This is a genomic window from Niallia sp. Marseille-Q9988, assembly GCF_976954375.1.
Genome location: NZ_CDRJSZ010000002.1, coordinates 225,053 through 241,929, shown reverse-complemented (window position 1 = coordinate 241,929; position 16,877 = coordinate 225,053). Strand labels below are relative to the sequence as shown.

At 36.7% G+C, this 16,877-nt stretch carries 13 protein-coding genes and 1 pseudogene; 3 read left to right on the top strand and 11 right to left on the bottom strand.

The genetic code is table 11. The features are described from left to right. Nucleotides 1–213: 213 nt before the first annotated feature. From ACWNMZ_RS03660 to ACWNMZ_RS03650, 3 genes and pseudogenes are all read right to left on the bottom strand, one after another. Nucleotides 214–1,707 (bottom strand): annotated as a pseudogene (locus tag ACWNMZ_RS03660) (phospholipase D-like domain-containing protein). 209 nt (nucleotides 1,708–1,916) lie between these two features. Further along, nucleotides 1,917–2,381 (bottom strand): hypothetical protein, encoded by a 465-nt coding sequence (locus ACWNMZ_RS03655; protein ID WP_109768765.1) that lies wholly within the window; start codon nucleotides 2,379–2,381, stop codon nucleotides 1,917–1,919. 280 nt (nucleotides 2,382–2,661) lie between these two features. Continuing rightward, on the bottom strand, nucleotides 2,662–3,237 hold the full coding sequence (locus ACWNMZ_RS03650; protein ID WP_026677826.1) for a recombinase family protein: 576 nt from the start codon (nucleotides 3,235–3,237) through the stop codon (nucleotides 2,662–2,664). Between the two features lie 423 nt (nucleotides 3,238–3,660). Here ACWNMZ_RS03650 and ACWNMZ_RS03645 point away from each other — a divergent pair, with 423 nt between their 5' ends. Then, nucleotides 3,661–5,319: a multicopper oxidase family protein gene (locus tag ACWNMZ_RS03645; RefSeq protein ID WP_449598268.1), complete on the top strand. Its 1,659-nt coding sequence runs from the start codon at nucleotides 3,661–3,663 to the stop codon at nucleotides 5,317–5,319. Between the two features lie 227 nt (nucleotides 5,320–5,546). Here the strand turns inward: ACWNMZ_RS03645 and ACWNMZ_RS03640 are convergent, their stop codons facing one another. Continuing rightward, the gene (locus ACWNMZ_RS03640) at nucleotides 5,547–6,077 is read right to left on the bottom strand and encodes a DUF6944 family repetitive protein (protein WP_031538325.1); all 531 of its coding nucleotides are present in this window, start codon (nucleotides 6,075–6,077) and stop codon (nucleotides 5,547–5,549) included. A 298-nt stretch (nucleotides 6,078–6,375) separates the two neighbouring features. After that, nucleotides 6,376–6,981 (bottom strand): recombinase family protein, encoded by a 606-nt coding sequence (locus tag ACWNMZ_RS03635; RefSeq protein ID WP_031538326.1) that lies wholly within the window; start codon nucleotides 6,979–6,981, stop codon nucleotides 6,376–6,378. A gap of 173 nt (nucleotides 6,982–7,154) precedes the next feature. Between ACWNMZ_RS03635 and ACWNMZ_RS03630 the strand changes: the two genes are divergently transcribed. Further along, complete coding sequence (locus tag ACWNMZ_RS03630; protein ID WP_031538327.1) at nucleotides 7,155–7,469, top strand: helix-turn-helix domain-containing protein; 315 nt, start codon at nucleotides 7,155–7,157, stop codon at nucleotides 7,467–7,469. A gap of 183 nt (nucleotides 7,470–7,652) precedes the next feature. Continuing rightward, on the top strand, nucleotides 7,653–7,937 hold the full coding sequence (locus ACWNMZ_RS03625) for a hypothetical protein (protein WP_031538328.1): 285 nt from the start codon (nucleotides 7,653–7,655) through the stop codon (nucleotides 7,935–7,937). Nucleotides 7,938–8,074: 137 nt separating this feature from the next. On the opposite strand, the gene ACWNMZ_RS03620 is transcribed toward ACWNMZ_RS03625, so the two are convergent. From ACWNMZ_RS03620 to zwf, 6 genes are all read right to left on the bottom strand, one after another. Further along, on the bottom strand, nucleotides 8,075–11,023 hold the full coding sequence (locus ACWNMZ_RS03620) for a Tn3 family transposase (protein WP_031538329.1): 2,949 nt from the start codon (nucleotides 11,021–11,023) through the stop codon (nucleotides 8,075–8,077). 70 nt (nucleotides 11,024–11,093) lie between these two features. Beyond that, nucleotides 11,094–11,678, bottom strand: coding sequence for a recombinase family protein (locus ACWNMZ_RS03615; protein WP_031538330.1), 585 nt, complete (start codon nucleotides 11,676–11,678; stop codon nucleotides 11,094–11,096). A gap of 204 nt (nucleotides 11,679–11,882) precedes the next feature. Continuing rightward, the gene (locus ACWNMZ_RS03610; RefSeq protein WP_031538331.1) at nucleotides 11,883–13,220 is read right to left on the bottom strand and encodes a glucose-6-phosphate isomerase; all 1,338 of its coding nucleotides are present in this window, start codon (nucleotides 13,218–13,220) and stop codon (nucleotides 11,883–11,885) included. 240 nt (nucleotides 13,221–13,460) lie between these two features. Continuing rightward, on the bottom strand, nucleotides 13,461–13,952 hold the full coding sequence (locus ACWNMZ_RS03605) for a hypothetical protein (RefSeq protein WP_031538332.1): 492 nt from the start codon (nucleotides 13,950–13,952) through the stop codon (nucleotides 13,461–13,463). Nucleotides 13,953–14,298: 346 nt separating this feature from the next. After that, the gene (gene gnd, locus ACWNMZ_RS03600) at nucleotides 14,299–15,192 is read right to left on the bottom strand and encodes a phosphogluconate dehydrogenase (NAD(+)-dependent, decarboxylating) (RefSeq protein WP_031538333.1); all 894 of its coding nucleotides are present in this window, start codon (nucleotides 15,190–15,192) and stop codon (nucleotides 14,299–14,301) included. 198 nt (nucleotides 15,193–15,390) lie between these two features. Continuing rightward, entirely contained in the window at nucleotides 15,391–16,863 is a 1,473-nt protein-coding gene (gene zwf / locus ACWNMZ_RS03595) for a glucose-6-phosphate dehydrogenase (protein WP_031538334.1), read from the bottom strand. Nucleotides 16,864–16,877 lie beyond the last annotated feature (14 nt).

Below are 16,877 nucleotides of genomic sequence, written 5' to 3'. Positions count from 1 at the left end.
GTAACAGATATTTTTGAATTCAAACTCTTTGAGCTGCCTTTTTAGTATTACCGTTTTTTAGTAATGAATTTCCATCGTAAATAAGAAAAAACCCATGTTGGAAGTTCTTATAATACACGGGTTTTCGACTTTTTTTCAAATAAGTCAGAAATATATTAAAAACAAAGTTAAATCTAGATTTAAGATAGAACAATAAAAACAGGATACATCAACTTATAATAATGGAGAAAGCAGACGAGCACCTTGTTCAACAATGCGCTCGGTCAGGGATCGTTGCAACAAGTCTTCAATTCTTAATGGTACAGAATCAGTAAGATCCCCCTCGAACTGCTCTGTGAGTTCTCTTGCCACATCAGCACTGTACACGACTTGACACACCTCATAATTCAGGCGAAAACTTCTCATATCATAGTTTTCTGCGCCTACTTCTGCAATTTCCTCATCAATGATCATCAGTTTCGCATGTAACATTCCTTTATTGTACTGGTAGATTTGGACCCCAGCTTCTATAAGTTCCCCGTAATAGGTACGACTTGCATAGCCCACGCTTTTTTGATCAATGTGGCGAGGAACCAGCAATCTTACGTGCACACCACGAGCTACTGCTGTCTTTAATGCCATGATAATATCCGTTTCTGGTACAAAATAGGGTGTTGTTAAATCAATAGTCTTGGTCGCCTGTGTTATACATATAAAGTAAGCTTGCCGAATGACTGGGGTAGGAATTCCAGGGTTTCCTTCCAACGTATGGATATACGCTTTATGCAATGTCCTAGTTTTTGCGGATATGTCCATTTCTTTATCATCAAGGGTGCTCAACTCTGATCCCAATTCGGCTGACCATTTGGAATGATCTGCTCTGCCGATTGAATTGATTTTCGTTACCTTTGATTTTGTTTTCAAATTTGTTTTTGATTTTATCCGTTCCGGCACAGCGATTTCCCAATGAACATCAAAGACAGTCAGCAAATCGACTTATGCTTCTCCTATGACTTGCAAATGAGTATCCCGCCAGAAGCCAACGTCAGGCTTCAATCCTGTATATTCATATCCTACGTTAATGCCACCATTAAAAGCTATCTTTCCGTCGATTATGGCCATCTTACAATGATCCCGATAATTCCAATTGGACAAAATCCAGGGAAAGCGTAAAGGAAATATTGTCCTGCATTCTATCCCTGCTTCCACCATCTGCGTGATTTTTTCACGCGGGAATTTATAACTCCCCAAGCCATCTCTCATAAAACGAACCTGCACTCCATTTACTGCTTTTTCGATTAGCAGTTCTGTGATGCGATTACCAATTTGGTCATTCCGATATATGAAATATTCCAGATCAATTGTTTTTTGGGCTTTTTTTAGGGATTCAAGGAGTTGTTCATATTTTGCTATTCCATTGTTAAACACTTGGACTTGGCCCATTCGAAGCCCATTCACAGTGAAATGCCGTAAAGCATCGGCAATTACCGATGCTGAATCACCGAATGTCTCAGGTAATTTGTTAGATTCATTTTTAGAAGAGTTCAATCTTTTTCGATGAATAAACTTAGGGTTTGATACGCTAAGATAAAGCAAGAAACCAATGACTGGCAAAAGAAGGACGATTATTATCCAATTCAATGCCTTGGCAGGCCTACGTACTTCCCAAATTGCTATGAATAAGATAAAGAACGTATTTAACAGGTATAGAAAAAAAATCCACTCCAACTAAAATTCCTCCTTAGTTTTTCCCTTAACATGTACAAACTATGTAGCAAGTATACGTTTGGAATACGAGGAATTGTTTAGATTAACCTTTTCTCATGAGACACCTCAAATAATTTTGTAATTAGTTTGTTTTGTCACAGGAAATTTAATGTTGGAGATGTATCGAAAAACAAAAAAGGAGGTTCGTTTTACATTTATTCCATTTAAACCTAAAATCTTACATAATTCTGCTGTAGCTGACTAAGTATATTTGATGTTAAAAAGACTCCAACAGGGGGCAAGGTACCACTAATTACGGGATATCCGGTAAGAGCTCTATCGGTTGTAGCAATCCATGTTCCGTATTCGCCTGCTTGTAAAGAAGGAGGTTTCATAATAAATCGTCCATTTAAAATAAAATGTCGAATTCTAATTGTAGCATCATCAATGATAGTTAATGTACCGGAGAACATAGCATAAGGTGAATCAAATCTTATCTGTTTAGTATTCTCATCCCAATATCCACTAATAGGAATAGGTGTACCACGAAAATTAACCGTACCAATTACCCTGTTATCTGTAATAGAGTTAATGTTGAGTACGCCCCAAACGATTGGTTTACCAGCTATAGCAGCATGGATACCCCATACTGATGGGAATGGAATACTAACCATTGTTTGCTGTGCAGTTTGCAATACTAATCTCCCCCTAAATTTAAAGTTTATGTTCTGAAGAATAAAGGATTAGATATCTTATTTACTACCCTATATAAAGGACCAATCCAGTATATGCACCACAAGCTGAATATGTTTACTTTTAACGGTTAGAAGCTCATCCTTTCGTTGAAAAATGCAGCTCATTCAAAAAATAGTTGTTAACTTTTAAGAAATCACTCGTGATGGAATCAAAAATCACGTGACAAAAAGTTATTTATTCAACTATATGGCCTTTTCTGGAATATGGGGTAAGGAAGGACTATTTGTTCTCTTCTGATAGCTTTCTATATAATGAAGCTCTAGACACATTTGTAATTTCGCAAATTTGATTTACAGTCATATTTCCTTCTTTATATAGCTTAACTGCATAATTCATTCCTGCGTGATTTTTATGATATTTCTTTAACCGACCTTTAAACTTTCCTTCTTTCTTAGCCAACTCAATCCCTTCACGTTGTCGCATACGAATAAGATCTCGCTCTAATTGGTTAACACCAGCCATTACTGTAATTAAGAATTGGCTGTATGGATTATCATCTGATAAATCTAGCCATGTATCTTTTAGTGATTTTAAGCTTGCTTTTTTTTTCCGTATGTTATCGATTAATTCAAATAGGTCTTGTGTGCTACGAGTAATTCGAGTTAAGTCTGTAACATAAATGATGTCATCTTCCTGTAGATCCTCTAACATTTTTTGAAGTTGCTCGCGATCCTTTGTTGCTCCAGAAACTTTTTCTTCGTATATAATATCCATTCCAATTTCATTTAGCTGCTCAAATTGCCTTGAAGGATTTTGGCTGGTCGAACTAACACGTATATAACCGATTTTCCGCAAAATATCACCTCGTTTTTGAGACAAGTCTTATGAGACGCTCTTAACTATGATTGTCACTTTAGACGTTATTTTGCACCAATTTTAATCGCTATTTTGCATTATAAGTAATAAAAAAGTTATCTTAAAATGATAGCTGATAAGTTAAAATAAAGTTCTTCAACTTAAAATTAAGTGGTTAAAACAACAGTTATGATATTCCATTAAAGGGCCAGATTGTTGAGGAACGTTTTCAAGTAAATAGATTATTCTAGTATGAATATACGCATGAAATGCTCCTTTCCTGCATATACCGTAGTGATATGAAGAGGAGAGGATGAAATGGTACAACCTTTAGATCCTAAAAGGATTCCTAAATTCGTAAATCAACTCGTTATCCCACCGGTATATATGCCTACTATTCTTAGACAGCCAATATCTGGTGAAGTGATCGGGCATGCGTATAAAATTGAAGCAAGTGAATTCCAGCAGCAAATCTTACCGCCTGGATTCGGTACCACGAAAGTTTTTGGTTACAGTGGTATGATACAGGACCCGTACACGGGAAGAGCGGTTTACTATAAAAGTGCTCCAGGTTCCACATTTGAAGCCATTCGAGGAATTCCTGTACATGTTCAATGGATAAACAACATTACTGGTCCCCATTTTCTTCCGGTTGATCCGACACTCGATTGGGCAAATCCAAATTCCATGTCAGTTCCTCTACCACCATTTCCATCATTTCCACCAGGATTTCCCCTAGCACAGCAACCAGTACCTATTGTCCCTCATTTGCACGGAGGAGAGCATCCATCTTATTTTGACGGTTATCCTGATGCTTGGTTTACTGCAGATGGAAGGACCGGTATGGCTTTCATAACTAATACCTATACATTCCCCAATGTACAACAGCCTACAGCTCTTTGGTATCATGACCATACCATGGGAATGACTCGATTGAATAATTACGCCGGGCTTACAGGGTTCTATTTGCTCCGTGATATGAATGACCCCATTGTCCCGTTTCTTCCTAGTAGAGAAAATGAGATTCCACTCAACATTCAGGACCGATCTTTTAATACTGATGGTTCTCTTTTCTATGATCATATGGGGGCTAACCCAAGTATTCATCCTTATGTGGTACCAGAGTTTTTTGGAAACACGATAATGGTGAATGGTAAGGTGTGGCCGAACCTTAATGTCAAACCTCAACAATACCGTTTTCGTGTTCTGAATGGTTCAAATGCTCGTTTTTATCGTTTACAGCTTTCCAATAAACAGAAATTTATCCAGATTGGCACCGATGGAGGTTATTTACCTCAAGCTGTAGAACTTTCCTCACTTTTGATTTCACCGGCAGAACGAGCAGATATCCTTATTGATTTCTCTACTTTAGCTCCTGGTACAACCGTTATTTTAACGAATACTGCTAACGCCCCGTTCCCTGATGGAACACCGGCAGACCCACAAACTGTTGGTCAAATTATGCAATTTACAGTCATAAATGAAACTGTCTTACCGCCAAAGAAATTGCCACCTGTTCTTAACAGCATTCCTCAATTAAAGCCAACAAAAACGAGAACTTTGACTTTATTCGAACTGGAGGGTCCTAATGGTCCCTTGAAAGTTACGTTAGATGGCCAACTGTGGGGTAATCCCGTTTCTGAGCTGCCTCAGGCAGGAACGACAGAAGATTGGCAAGTTGTTAACCTTACCGATGACACCCATCCAATCCATCTTCATCTCGTTCAGTTCCTGCTCGTTAGCCGCCAGAAATTCCATTCTGACGCTTATTTGAAAGACTGGATGCAACTAAATCAAACGACGCCTCCTAGCACCCCACCTTATTTTGTTAAGCCTAAGACACCACCAATAGACGCATATTTACAAGGTCAACCTATTGCACCTCCACTCAATGAGAAAGGGTGGAAGGATACCATACAAATGAATGCGGGAGAAGTGACAACGATAAGAGTTCGGTTTACTTCCCAGGATGGCAGTCCCTTTCCATTCGACCCTAGCCTTGGGCCTGGATATGTATGGCATTGCCATATGCTTGAACACGAGGATAATGAAATGATGAGACCGTTAAAGGTATTGCCTTAAAGATCTAAAAAAATAAACATGGTCAAAATAAATTTTGTTCTTTGGCAAAGTAAGGTGAACTCGAAATATAAGTTATTCCGCTAGCTTACCAAAAGTAATTCCTGTAACTATTTAAGTAATAAATACCCAAAAAGGAGATAGAACTAGATTCGATATCCATATTTTATCTCCTTTATTATCCAAGCTAAATACGCTTTTCCATTACAATGTAAACTATATATTCAAAATTACTTACTTTGGCCTAAAGCTGAAATGATGGAACCGATGGCTTGGATCCAACTTCCGACCACATTCAGTTCTTGCCCCTCCCTGTTCCTTAGTTCGTTGATACCTGAAAGTGCTTGTAATGCATTACCAATTGCTTGTAGAAGGTTTCCATATATGCTGTAAAGCTCTTTTACAGTAGGTTCACGGCCTAGAGCATCAGCAAGAGATACTCCACCACCAACTGCTTGAAGTAAATTTCCTTTTATGTTTAATTCCTTTTTTGTTTTTTCGCTAAAATTTATTAATATCCCTACAATGACCGTTGAATTTCCTATTGCCTGAATTTCGTTGCCTATCTTTTCAAGGGTAAAGTTTTTTTCACTATCTGCTACTAATGAATTTCCGGTTGCTTGTAATACATTTCCCCATAGATTTAAATCTCCAAGCAGAGTATCGGAAATATTTTTGGAAGGTGTAGCTCCGATAGCTGAAAGGGTTGTTCCAATCGCTTGGACCCAAGAACCAAACGTTGCTTTCAGTTCATTATCCATAACTTGAACACCTTCTTTTAATTATTGTAAACATTTATAGTTTGCTTTGTTACAGATGTATCCAAAATTAGATAAATGGCAAAAAAAATAGTTTGTTGTAGGGAGAAAAATTTGGGGGTGTTTATGTATAGAAGTTAAGTTATTCAGCAATCGGGCGCTTTTCATGAGTAAAAAAAGCCTAATTTCTCACTTACAACACCGAGAAATTAGGCTTTTTTTATATTTGAATTTCCTTAATGTTGTAAATCCGCATTTCCTGACGCTACTACTATTAAATAGTTTAAGAACCCGTAGATTTCTATTCTGCGAGCTCCTTTTTAATCCTATAAACAGTTGATCGAGTAATGGCATTTTTTTCTGCGATTTGCTTAATTGGGGTTCCGGATTTCAACATTCTTACGACTTCTTGATAGACTAATCGCTTTTGTGGATTCTTTGCATTAGGTGAATAAAGTAACGGACGCCCTTTGTAAACTCCTTTTTCTTTGGCAATTTTTATACCTTGGGCTTGACGACGTTTACTTTCTGTCCGTTCCATTTCTGCAACCATCGCCAAAATCTGAACAATCAAATCTTTCATAAATCGGTCCAACAAGGGGTTTCCAATAGCTTCAGCTAAGATAGGCATACTCGTCACGATCAAACCTGCATTTTTATTTTTTAAAGTAGTAACCGTTTCAATAATCTCATTGTAGTTCCTTCCTAGTCGATCAATTGCTTCAACCATGAAATAATCTCCTTCACGAACAAAATCAAGAGCTTTTTGGAATTGCTCTCGATTATTTACTGCAGCACCAGATTTCTTCTCTGTAAATATTTTTTCTGCGCCAAAACTTTTCAAGTTTTCAATTTGCCGTTCCAAATTTTGATCTTCAGTAGAAACTCTAGCATAAGCAACTTTCATTTCGTAATTTTCTCCTTTTACAAATCTATTTAATAGACACCCTAATCATACACTTAAAACCTAATCTTAACAATAATGCTTAAGTGGTTGTTTAAGGTTTACCCTAAATAGACATTGAATAAAAAATATGAAACAATGGACAGGAATCCAAAAAAAGGGAGTGACAAAAGACAATGCAAAAAATAAATTCTTTAACTCAATGTACAGAAATACAACTAGAGGAAGCACACAGAAAATATTTAATTATCTATCCATATTTACAAAAGCCAAAATATTTAGAAAAGATTAGCGTTGAGGAAAACATTTCAATTCGCACTTTGCGTTATTGGATTCAGAAATATCAAGAACTAGGTTTAAGAGGACTGGTTCGAATGAAAAGAACTGATAAGAGCAAAGTGAAAGTTGACCTAGCAATCCAAGACCAAGTAAAAAAATATTCTTGTCCAACAAAGGTATTTCAATTACTTCCATTTACCGAAGAACACTAGCTTGGTGTGAAGATAATGATTTACAATCTCTACGAACTACGCAATTAATTGCTAATTGAAATTCCTTTATTTTTCTATTTTATTCAAGGTAAGTAATATTCAAAGGAAATGTATTACTACAGAACCTAAAGCATAGGTTTAATGTAAACCTTTCTAACAATGTCAGATAAAGGGGGCAATTATATGAATAATACCAATTCAAAGTCAGAACAAAGTGATCAATCGCCAATAAGTTCTAGCCTTAGACTTGCCCTAATAACTGCTATTCTTACTACTATTGAAGAAGGCATTGCAACTATAGAAGCGATAACAGTTATAGATGAGGAAATCATTAATTCAGAAAAAGAAAAACAAGATCAAAAAGAATTAGATGAAAAGTTTGAAAAGATGCAGCAGCAAATTGACAAATTAACAACTGAATTAACAAAAGTAACAAAAAAGGAAATGGGAACAAACAGAAAGCAGTAGGTTTTTATCACAAGATAGCAAGGAGTACTAATAATCAAATTATTAAAGGGGTACGACCGAGATACATGTAAAAAAGGGTCATAGTATGGTATTGTTTACCATTTATAACCCTTTCTTGCTCTTTACTTTCTTATATACTATACAGGAATATCTCCCTCGATTGGTTGTGGAATATTTTCTAAATCGATCATATAGTCTCCGAAACGTTTTATATGCCTAGTCAGATAAGGGCTAAGCATGACAATATCTTCTTTTGAAAATACATAGCCTTCTTTAGAAAGTTCCCACAAAATAAGTGTTATATCACATACATTTTGGAATATCACTGCGTTGGCAACTAAATCATTATATTTAATTCGCTTTTCTTGTTCTTCTGGATCATTTTCTGAAATGATCCCATCGCCACCAAAAAATAGCCATTTGGAAAAGCCGTTATATGCTTCGACTTTGTTTGTACTAGCACCAATTTGCTCTCTTAGTTTTATATCAGAAATATATTTAAGCAAAAATACAGTTCTTACAATCCTTCCTAATTCCCTAAAAGCTTGATATAATCGGTTTTTTCTACTATAGTTACTTAGTTTTCTAAGTAGTGTAGAGGGTAATATTTTACCAGCTTTTATAGAAAGAACCACTTGGAGCAGATCTTGCCAGTGTGTTTCAATTAGGTCCCAGTCAACGGTATCACTAAACAACTGATCAATGTGGTGATATTTTGTGTCCTTATCAGCCCTGTAAAATTTTAAATCCTTCCAATTTCGAATACGAGGCATTAAATTAATCCCCAATAAATGTGCAAGTGCAAAAACAGGCGTTGATTGACCTTGCGTATCAGCATGTAACGTATCGGGCTGAATGTCTGATTTATTTTTCAGCAAACCATCAATAATATAAACTGCTTCCCAAACTCCACATGGAATGAAGTGACTAAAGAGTGCAATATAAGTATCTGAAACATGATGATATGCAATCCCCCCATAACCTCCGTATCGAATGTGGTATTCAGAGATTAAGTTTTCTTCGTAGAGATCAAATTTTGTTCCATCTGCAGCAGCCGTTTTTCCATCACCCCATAGTCTAGGCAAACTAAATTGATTGTATTGATTTAAAATATTACGAATAGCTTCGTCTATTTTAGATGCATTAATATGTCGCCGATTTACAAATGAAATCATGTGTGGGGTTACTGCTTTTTTCATGTGCTTAGAAGTCTGTGTTGGTCCTAAATTACATCCGTATCCAAAAGAAGTAATGATATAACGTTCCATTGCATTTTCAAGCTTAGGATCTGAACCAGATAATGGTCCAAAATGCCGTGTCCAATTTGTCCAATGTTCTACATTACAAAGAATATCTAAGACATTTCGTTCAGGTAAACGTTGAGAAATAACTACCTCTAACGCCTTACTTGTCTGAGGTTGTTCTTTTCTCATTATTTTTCTCAACGTTGGTTCTCCATTTTCATTAATGATTACCTGGCCGTTATCAGGGTAGTTTAAATCTACTTTTTGTGCAGTATCTCCTAGCCAGAGCTTTAATTGTTGAACAAAATCCCCTGAATTTGAAGAAAAGCCAAGTTCCTTACAGTATTCATCTACCATAGGTTTACACTCATCCCAAGAAAGGAGCTGTTCACGGTAATCAGCAAAATTCTCTGATCCTTTTACACAAAGGTCTCCCGTTTTTAAATCGCTTGCAAGATAGGAAAAAATACAGATTTCAAGGTGTTTACGATGGATTAAGTTATTTTCTTTAGGTACATAAATCGTTTTTTTCCACTGTTCACTAGCAAATGAAAGATCCAAATCTATTTGTAGATTTTCAATTTTTCGGTTCTCATTATCACGTAAAAATTGTAAAGCTTCTAAAAGTGATTGATCCTGTGTGGTTGAATTAATTTCAATCATACTAATCAATCTAAAAAGAGTTTTCCTGTGGCTTTTATAGAACTTCCATAAAAGAGGAAGGTAGTTATTGCCATTATATGATGAAATTGATTCACAATCTTCTTTTAATGCGTCGATACCACCTCTTCTCCCTAATAACTCCCTTATTTTCTGACCAGTCAAGGTATCGTTCTCATTTATACTTGTGGCATTTAAGACTTCCGCCAAAACAGATATAAGATTTTCAGTTTTTGATCTATGTTTTTCTCGAAGAAGTTCTAGCTCCTCTTTGCCTTTGTTATGTATAGTTCTGACTCTTTTGAGAAACATCTCTACCAAACTATCTATAGCTGAAATTTTTGAGCGATAAATCATACAAAGTAGCAGCATATATCTTTTAGCTAAATTAAAGTCTTTTAATTCTGATGCATCAAGCGCTTTTGCTTCTAAAGCGAAGTGTTTAATTTTTAAATTTGGAATATCCTCTAGTAAGCTATCAATTTCTTCTATAAAATCAGTTAACAGAAGTAACCTATTTTGTATTTCTTTCATATGCGAAAGTGTTGCGCTTTTTGGAATTTCTTTTAATAAGTTATATTCAGAAGTCCGATTATCATTTTTAGTAACTAGTAATTGATCTAATTTTCGCTCAATTTCAGGAGTCAATTTTGAAAATACTGAATTAAATAACTGGTGATTCACTAATGTTCTTATACGACGAGCCAATCGATCTAATGTACTAAAAGCAGGTAATTCACACCTTTCTTTTATTAATATTTCAATGGATACGTTGATAAGATCGGCTGGATTGTCCATTACCTGTGTAGCCTTATAAATTGAAGTAGTTGCAATATGTAAGGCTTCTTTTCCATAAGGACGTACATTGAGGTAATCTCTAATTGCTTTTTGATGTCGGTAAATTGATTTACTATTGTAATTCGGTTCAACACTAGCAGAGAGATTCAAACAGGTCCGAATATGAATCATGATCTCTACAGGAATATCTTTCGGTAGAGGAAAGTAACCAAGTCGTTGGAAAGACTTTAACATAACTAATAGACTTAGAACTGAAACAGGTCCTCTAGCAACTTTATGCGCAAATTGGTTTTCTTCAGGTGTAGGGGAGTAAACATCACGAAGTTCTTTTGAAGTAGGACGTTTTTTAAATCTTGGATAAGCCGTACGTTCTATAGATGCCAAATTACCAACTCCATTCAAATTAAGTTGGGGGTGGTGACAGAGTAGCTGCCCTAGTCCGTCACATAATTCCCTAAAAATATAAGAGATTTTTAATTTGCTTCTCTAGTTTTCTTTTATTAATCGCTCGATATAATGATCCCTGTGAAAGTCCTGTACCTTCTACAATTTCTTTTACCGAGTATTCTTTACTGTCATACATCCTCAAGGCTATTTCAATTTTCCCTTGATCCACTTTAGGCCTTCCTAGTTTTTTTCCTCTTCTTTTACTCGCTTCTAACCCTTCTTTAACTCTTTCTACAATTAAATTTCTTTCTAACTCTGCGATGACACACATCATTTGAAACATGGCTTTTCCTGTTGATGTTCTTGTATCCATGTTCTCCTTAATAGAAACGAACTTTACACCAGTATCCTCGAATTGCTGAATAATAGAAAGAATATCAAGTGTTTTTCTCCCTAAGCGTGAAATACTTTCTACTACAACGGTATCACCTTTCCTTATTACATCTAGCAATGAGTTAAGTCCATCTCTATCCTTTGTAGTCCCAGTAAATTTCTCTTGAACCATTTTTTCACAGCCGTACTCAGAAAGTAATATAATTTGTCGGTCTAAATTTTGGTCAACTGTCGAAACTCGAGCATAACCGATTATCATAAAGAAGCCTCCTGCACAATTTAATAATCTAATTGTACAAGAGACATCATTTTTGTAAAAGTATTTGGTAAAACTTTTGGTAATTATTTTTGGTAACCTATAAAATTAGTAAAATCAAGCATCAGTATTTCTCATAAATATTGTTACAAAAAATATGGTTTTTGGTAACAATCTTTTTATTAATACAAAACCAATCAGATATAATTATTTTGATAAACGCTCCATGAGAGTAGCTTTTTCTGCTTCAAAACCAGGTTTGTCAAGTAAAGCAAACATATTCTTCTTGTATGCTTCGACTCCAGGCTGGTCAAATGGGTTAACTCCTAATAGATGGCCACTAATCCCACATGCCTTCTCAAAAAAGTAAACCATCTCACCGTAAGTGTATTCATTCATTTCATCCAGTTCAATCACGAGATTAGGTACTTCTCCATCTATATGGGCCATAAGGGTACCCTGAAATGCACTTTTGTTGACTTCATCCATCGTCTTACCTGCCAGGAAGTTTAATCCATCAATATTTTCTGGATCCTCCTGAATAGTCACTTCAATTCGAGGTTTCTTAATCTGTAAAACCGTTTCTAAAAGGTTTCGTCGACCTTCTTGTACATATTGCCCCATGGAATGCAAATCCGTTGAAAAATCAACGGAAGCAGGGAATAGCCCCTTTTGATCTTTTCCTTCACTTTCCCCAAACAGCTGCTTCCACCATTCCGATACGTAGTGAAGGGAGGGCTCATAGTTAACAAGCACTTCAATTGCTTTTCCCTTATTGTAGAGTACATTTCGGACCGCAGCATACTGATAGCTCTCATTTGTCAATAAATCAGGATTGTTGTATTTACGGGCTGCTGCTGCTGCCCCTTCCATCATATGATCAATATCAAGTCCTGCTACGGCAATTGGTAAGAGACCAACTGCTGTTAGCACAGAATACCTTCCACCAACATCATCCGGAATAACGAACGTTTCATATCCTTCTTCGTCCGCAAGCTTTTTTAATGCGCCTTTTTTCTGATCTGTAGTAGCAAAAATACGTTTTCTCGCCTCTTCTTTTCCGTATTTTTTCTCCATATAGTCACGGAAAATACGGAAAGCAAGGGCTGGCTCTGTCGTTGTTCCTGATTTAGAAATGACGTTAACAGAGATATCTTTCCCCTCTAATAGTTCAAATAAATGAGATATATAAGTAGAACTGATATTCTGACCGGCAAAATAAACATGTGTCTTATTGTTCATCTGGTTATGAAAGCTATGGGACAGAGATTCTATAGCCGATCTTGCCCCCAGGTACGAACCACCAATACCAATTACAACCATTGCGTCTGAATGTTTCTTGATTCTTTCAGCAGCTTGTTTAATTCTTTCAAATTCACTCTTATCATAGTTTAGTGGCAAATCGACCCAACCAAGATAATCAGAGCCGGGGCCTGTTTTTTCATGTAGCATTTTATGAGCCACTTTTACAAATTCACTTAGATTATCTACTTCACTCTTTTTCATAAATGCTAATGCATTGGAGTAATCAAACGAAATAGTCATACATTACTTCCCCTTTCAATCAAATTTAGCTTAGCTGCTTCAATCGGAGATCCTTCTCCGTAAAAAAGATCTCTCGGCATAGTAAAACGTTTCATGTTAGTGCATTCTCCTTTTCTACAGTATATAAGGGAAGTTTTTAAAAACACATTTAAACTCCCCCTTTTCAATTTTGAAAAATCCTTAGTGGGACCGTGTAATTATCAATAGCGTACATTAAAAGATAGTTAGTATTAAGAAAACTCAATGGTCCCTCTCTACATCGGCACTTAGTATGTCTTCTGTTTTGATTTCAAGTAATATTTCCAAGAATCTTATCGTTCCTAATACTTTTCGAGTGTCTCCCTCATTTTGAACATTCTCCATTTTCTTTTGTTGGATCAGTTCACTTATTACTTGCTTGAAAGCATTGGTTTTTATAAGCCATTCTCCAACCAGTAGCTTAGTTGAGTCTCTCTCGTGTTCGGTTTTGACAGCAAATAAACTTTCGGTATCTGTCTCTCTTAACGTGATTGAATTAAAATCTTCGCTCATTTGAATCCGAAAATAATTCCTTTCACTATCATAGTATTTTCCGTCCCTTAGAAGAAAATACTCTATCCCTAATACTATTTCATAAAAGGGCTCATTATCTGATGGAGAATGGAGTTCTTTTACTTCGATATTCTTCACCATGTCTAAATAGGTTTCTAAACCATATTGTGTGTTAATGATTTTTGCATCCAATACGTTCATGATGTCACACCTCAATATTGTTTTATTTTTTTGGCTCTGTTAAACTTGTCTGTTGGCTCCAGGTGCTCGCTTTCCGCGGGCGAGCCGGGAGCCTCCTCGGCGCTGTGCGGCTGCGGGGTCTCCCTTGTCCTGTTTTTCCCACAGGACGTTGAATCATCATCCGTGAATAGGCACCGCACGAGAAAATGTGAATGCATTTTCGAGGAGTCTCGCTCCTTCCGCTTCAATCAACATAGTTAGCACTATCAACGACTTAAGTAAATCTACCAATTTTTGGGATATACCAAACTAAAAATCCAATGAATTTCCGGCTCATTTTAACGAAAGACATATACAGCAGATGACTTTATGATTTTTCCACAGCATGTCCGCCAAATTCATTACGAAGGGAAGCTACCACTTTACCTGTAAATGTATCATTGTCTAATGAACGGTAACGCATTAGTAAAGACATAGCGATAACAGGGGTAGCTGTTTGAAGATCCAAAGCGGTTTCAACTGTCCATTTCCCTTCCCCAGAAGAATGCATAATGCCCTTAATTTCATCTAATTTTGCATCTTTAGAAAATGCGCGTTCTGTCAATTCCATGAGCCATGAGCGGATGACAGAACCGTTATTCCACACCCGTGCCACTTTTTCATAGTCAAAATCGAAATCGCTTTTTTCCAGGACTTCGAATCCTTCACCAATGGCGGCCATCATTCCGTATTCTATTCCATTGTGGACCATTTTTAAGAAGTGGCCACTACCAGATTTCCCAGCATATAAATACCCATTATCTACAGCTGTATCTCTAAAAATCGGCTCGACAATGCTCCATGCTTCAGGATCTCCACCAATCATATAACAAGCACCATAGCGAGCACCTTCCATCCCCCCAGAAGTACCGGCATCCATAAAGCTCACTCCAACTTTCTTCAACTGTTCGTAACGACGAATGGATTCCTTATAATGCGAATTACCAGCTTCAATGACGATATCTCCTTCACTTAGAAATGGTGTGATTTCACTAATAACTGAATCAACGACGGAGTGTGGGACCATTATCCAAACAACTCGTGGCTTTTCTAATGATTGAACAAGATCTTGTAAACTGGATGCTCCTTCAACTCCATATTTTTTAATTTCTTCAATAGTATTTGTATTTAGATCAAACGCCATTACACGGTGTTTATTGTCAATTAAGTTTTTTCCTAAGTTCATACCCATTTTCCCTAATCCAATTAATCCTACTTTCACTTGAGTTTCCTCCTTTAAATTACAAAAAATAGCGTGTATTATTATGCTACCCATTTGTTGTTCTTCATGGTCTCCTTATGGAACCATAAGGATTCAACAAATACTTTAAGTTCCTTGGGTAAATCGCGTAACAATTATCTGTCAAATCCAACCTCGGTTTGCTCTCTTCATACCAATAGCCTTCCAGGGAGGTGCGGATTAAACTCCCCCCCTGGTTTCCCACCATTTAAAACCATCCTCCTCCAATAATTGCGAAGCAGCTTGTGGCCCCATCGAACCGGCTTGATATAGGTGGAGTGGAAGGGCATTTTCCTCAAACGCCTCTAAAACGGGCTGTACCCATTTCCAAGATAATTCAACTTCGTCCCAATGAGCAAAGAAGGTAGAGTCCCCACGCAGAGCATCGAATATTAAGAGTTCATAAGCTTCTGGTATGTCTTTTGTACTTGCTGAGAAGTCAACAATTATCGGCTCCAAATTTCCATTTGTTAAATTTTTGCTATTTAATTGCATCGACACACCCTCATTTGGACTTACTTTGATAACTAATAGATTGGGTTCTGCAAATTGATTCTCGTTAGTATACACATTTTTCGTTGGATTCTTGAATTCAATCACAATCCGCGTCGACTTTTCCTTCATTCTTTTTCCTGTCCGGATATAAAATGGCACCCCATCCCAGAATGAACTATCAATCCATAAACGAGCAGCCACAAATGTATCGTTTGTGGAAGAAGCATTCACTCCAGGTTCTTCTAAATATCCGACTACAGGTTTACCCTTTATTTCCCCCGGTCCATATTGACCACGAACAACGTGGATACCTACAGTATCTTTCTGTACAGGCCGAAGAGAGTCCATAACTTTTCTTTTCACTGTACGGATATCGTTCGTGCTCATCTGTTTTGGCTGATGCATGGCCGTCATCATCAACAGCTGCATCATATGATTTTGGACCATATCACGAATAGCCCCTGCTTTTTCATAATAACTAGCTCTCTCTTCTACACCAACCGTTTCACTAGCCGTTATTTGCACATTGGCAATATACCGATTGTTCCATAGTGATTGCAGCACAGGGTTGGCAAATTCTAAAGCTTCAAGGTTTTGAACCATCGGTTTTCCAAGATAATGGTCAATCCTGAAAATTTCGTCTTCTTCAAAAGCTTTGCTTAGTTTTTCATTTAAATCTTGAGCAGATTTTAAATCACGCCCAAATGGTTTTTCGATCATTAATCGTTTCCATCCTTTTGTCGAGCCTAATCCACTCTCCTTGATGTTCAAAGCAATTACATCAAAGAATTCAGGAGCAACAGAAAGATAAAACATTCGATTCTCTTCAATACTCTGGTCTTTTTCATTTTGTTGAACGACTTCAACTAACTTCTTATACCCTTCAGCATTCGTGAAATCTAACTGGCAATAACGAAATGCCTTTACAAACTCTTGTTTTTCGGATTTATCATTTATCAAGTGTCTAGAAAAAGTGTATAGCGAGTCTGTTACATGGTTTTGAAAATCAACATCAGACATTTCGTCTATTCCTACACCAATGATCAAAAAAGAATCTGGTAATTTTTGATTCAAATATAAATTAAACAAGGCAGGGTAGATTTTTCGCTTAGCTAAATCCCCAGTTGCCCCAAATAAGACAAACGTCATAGAATCCACTTTTCATTCCTCCA

Coding starts and splice junctions, on each gene's coding strand:
- ACWNMZ_RS03640 (WP_031538325.1), bottom strand. CDS start 6,077: ATGGATAATGAACTGAAAGCAACGTTTGGTTCTTGGGTCCAAGCGATT.
- ACWNMZ_RS03635 (WP_031538326.1), bottom strand. CDS start 6,981: ATGAAAGTTGCTTATGCTAGAGTTTCTACTGAAGATCAAAATTTGGAA.
- ACWNMZ_RS03630 (WP_031538327.1), top strand. CDS start 7,155: ATGCAAAAAATAAATTCTTTAACTCAATGTACAGAAATACAACTAGAG.
- ACWNMZ_RS03625 (WP_031538328.1), top strand. CDS start 7,653: ATGAATAATACCAATTCAAAGTCAGAACAAAGTGATCAATCGCCAATA.
- ACWNMZ_RS03615 (WP_031538330.1), bottom strand. CDS start 11,678: ATGATAATCGGTTATGCTCGAGTTTCGACAGTTGACCAAAATTTAGAC.
- ACWNMZ_RS03610 (WP_031538331.1), bottom strand. CDS start 13,220: ATGACTATTTCGTTTGATTACTCCAATGCATTAGCATTTATGAAAAAG.
- ACWNMZ_RS03605 (WP_031538332.1), bottom strand. CDS start 13,952: ATGAACGTATTGGATGCAAAAATCATTAACACACAATATGGTTTAGAA.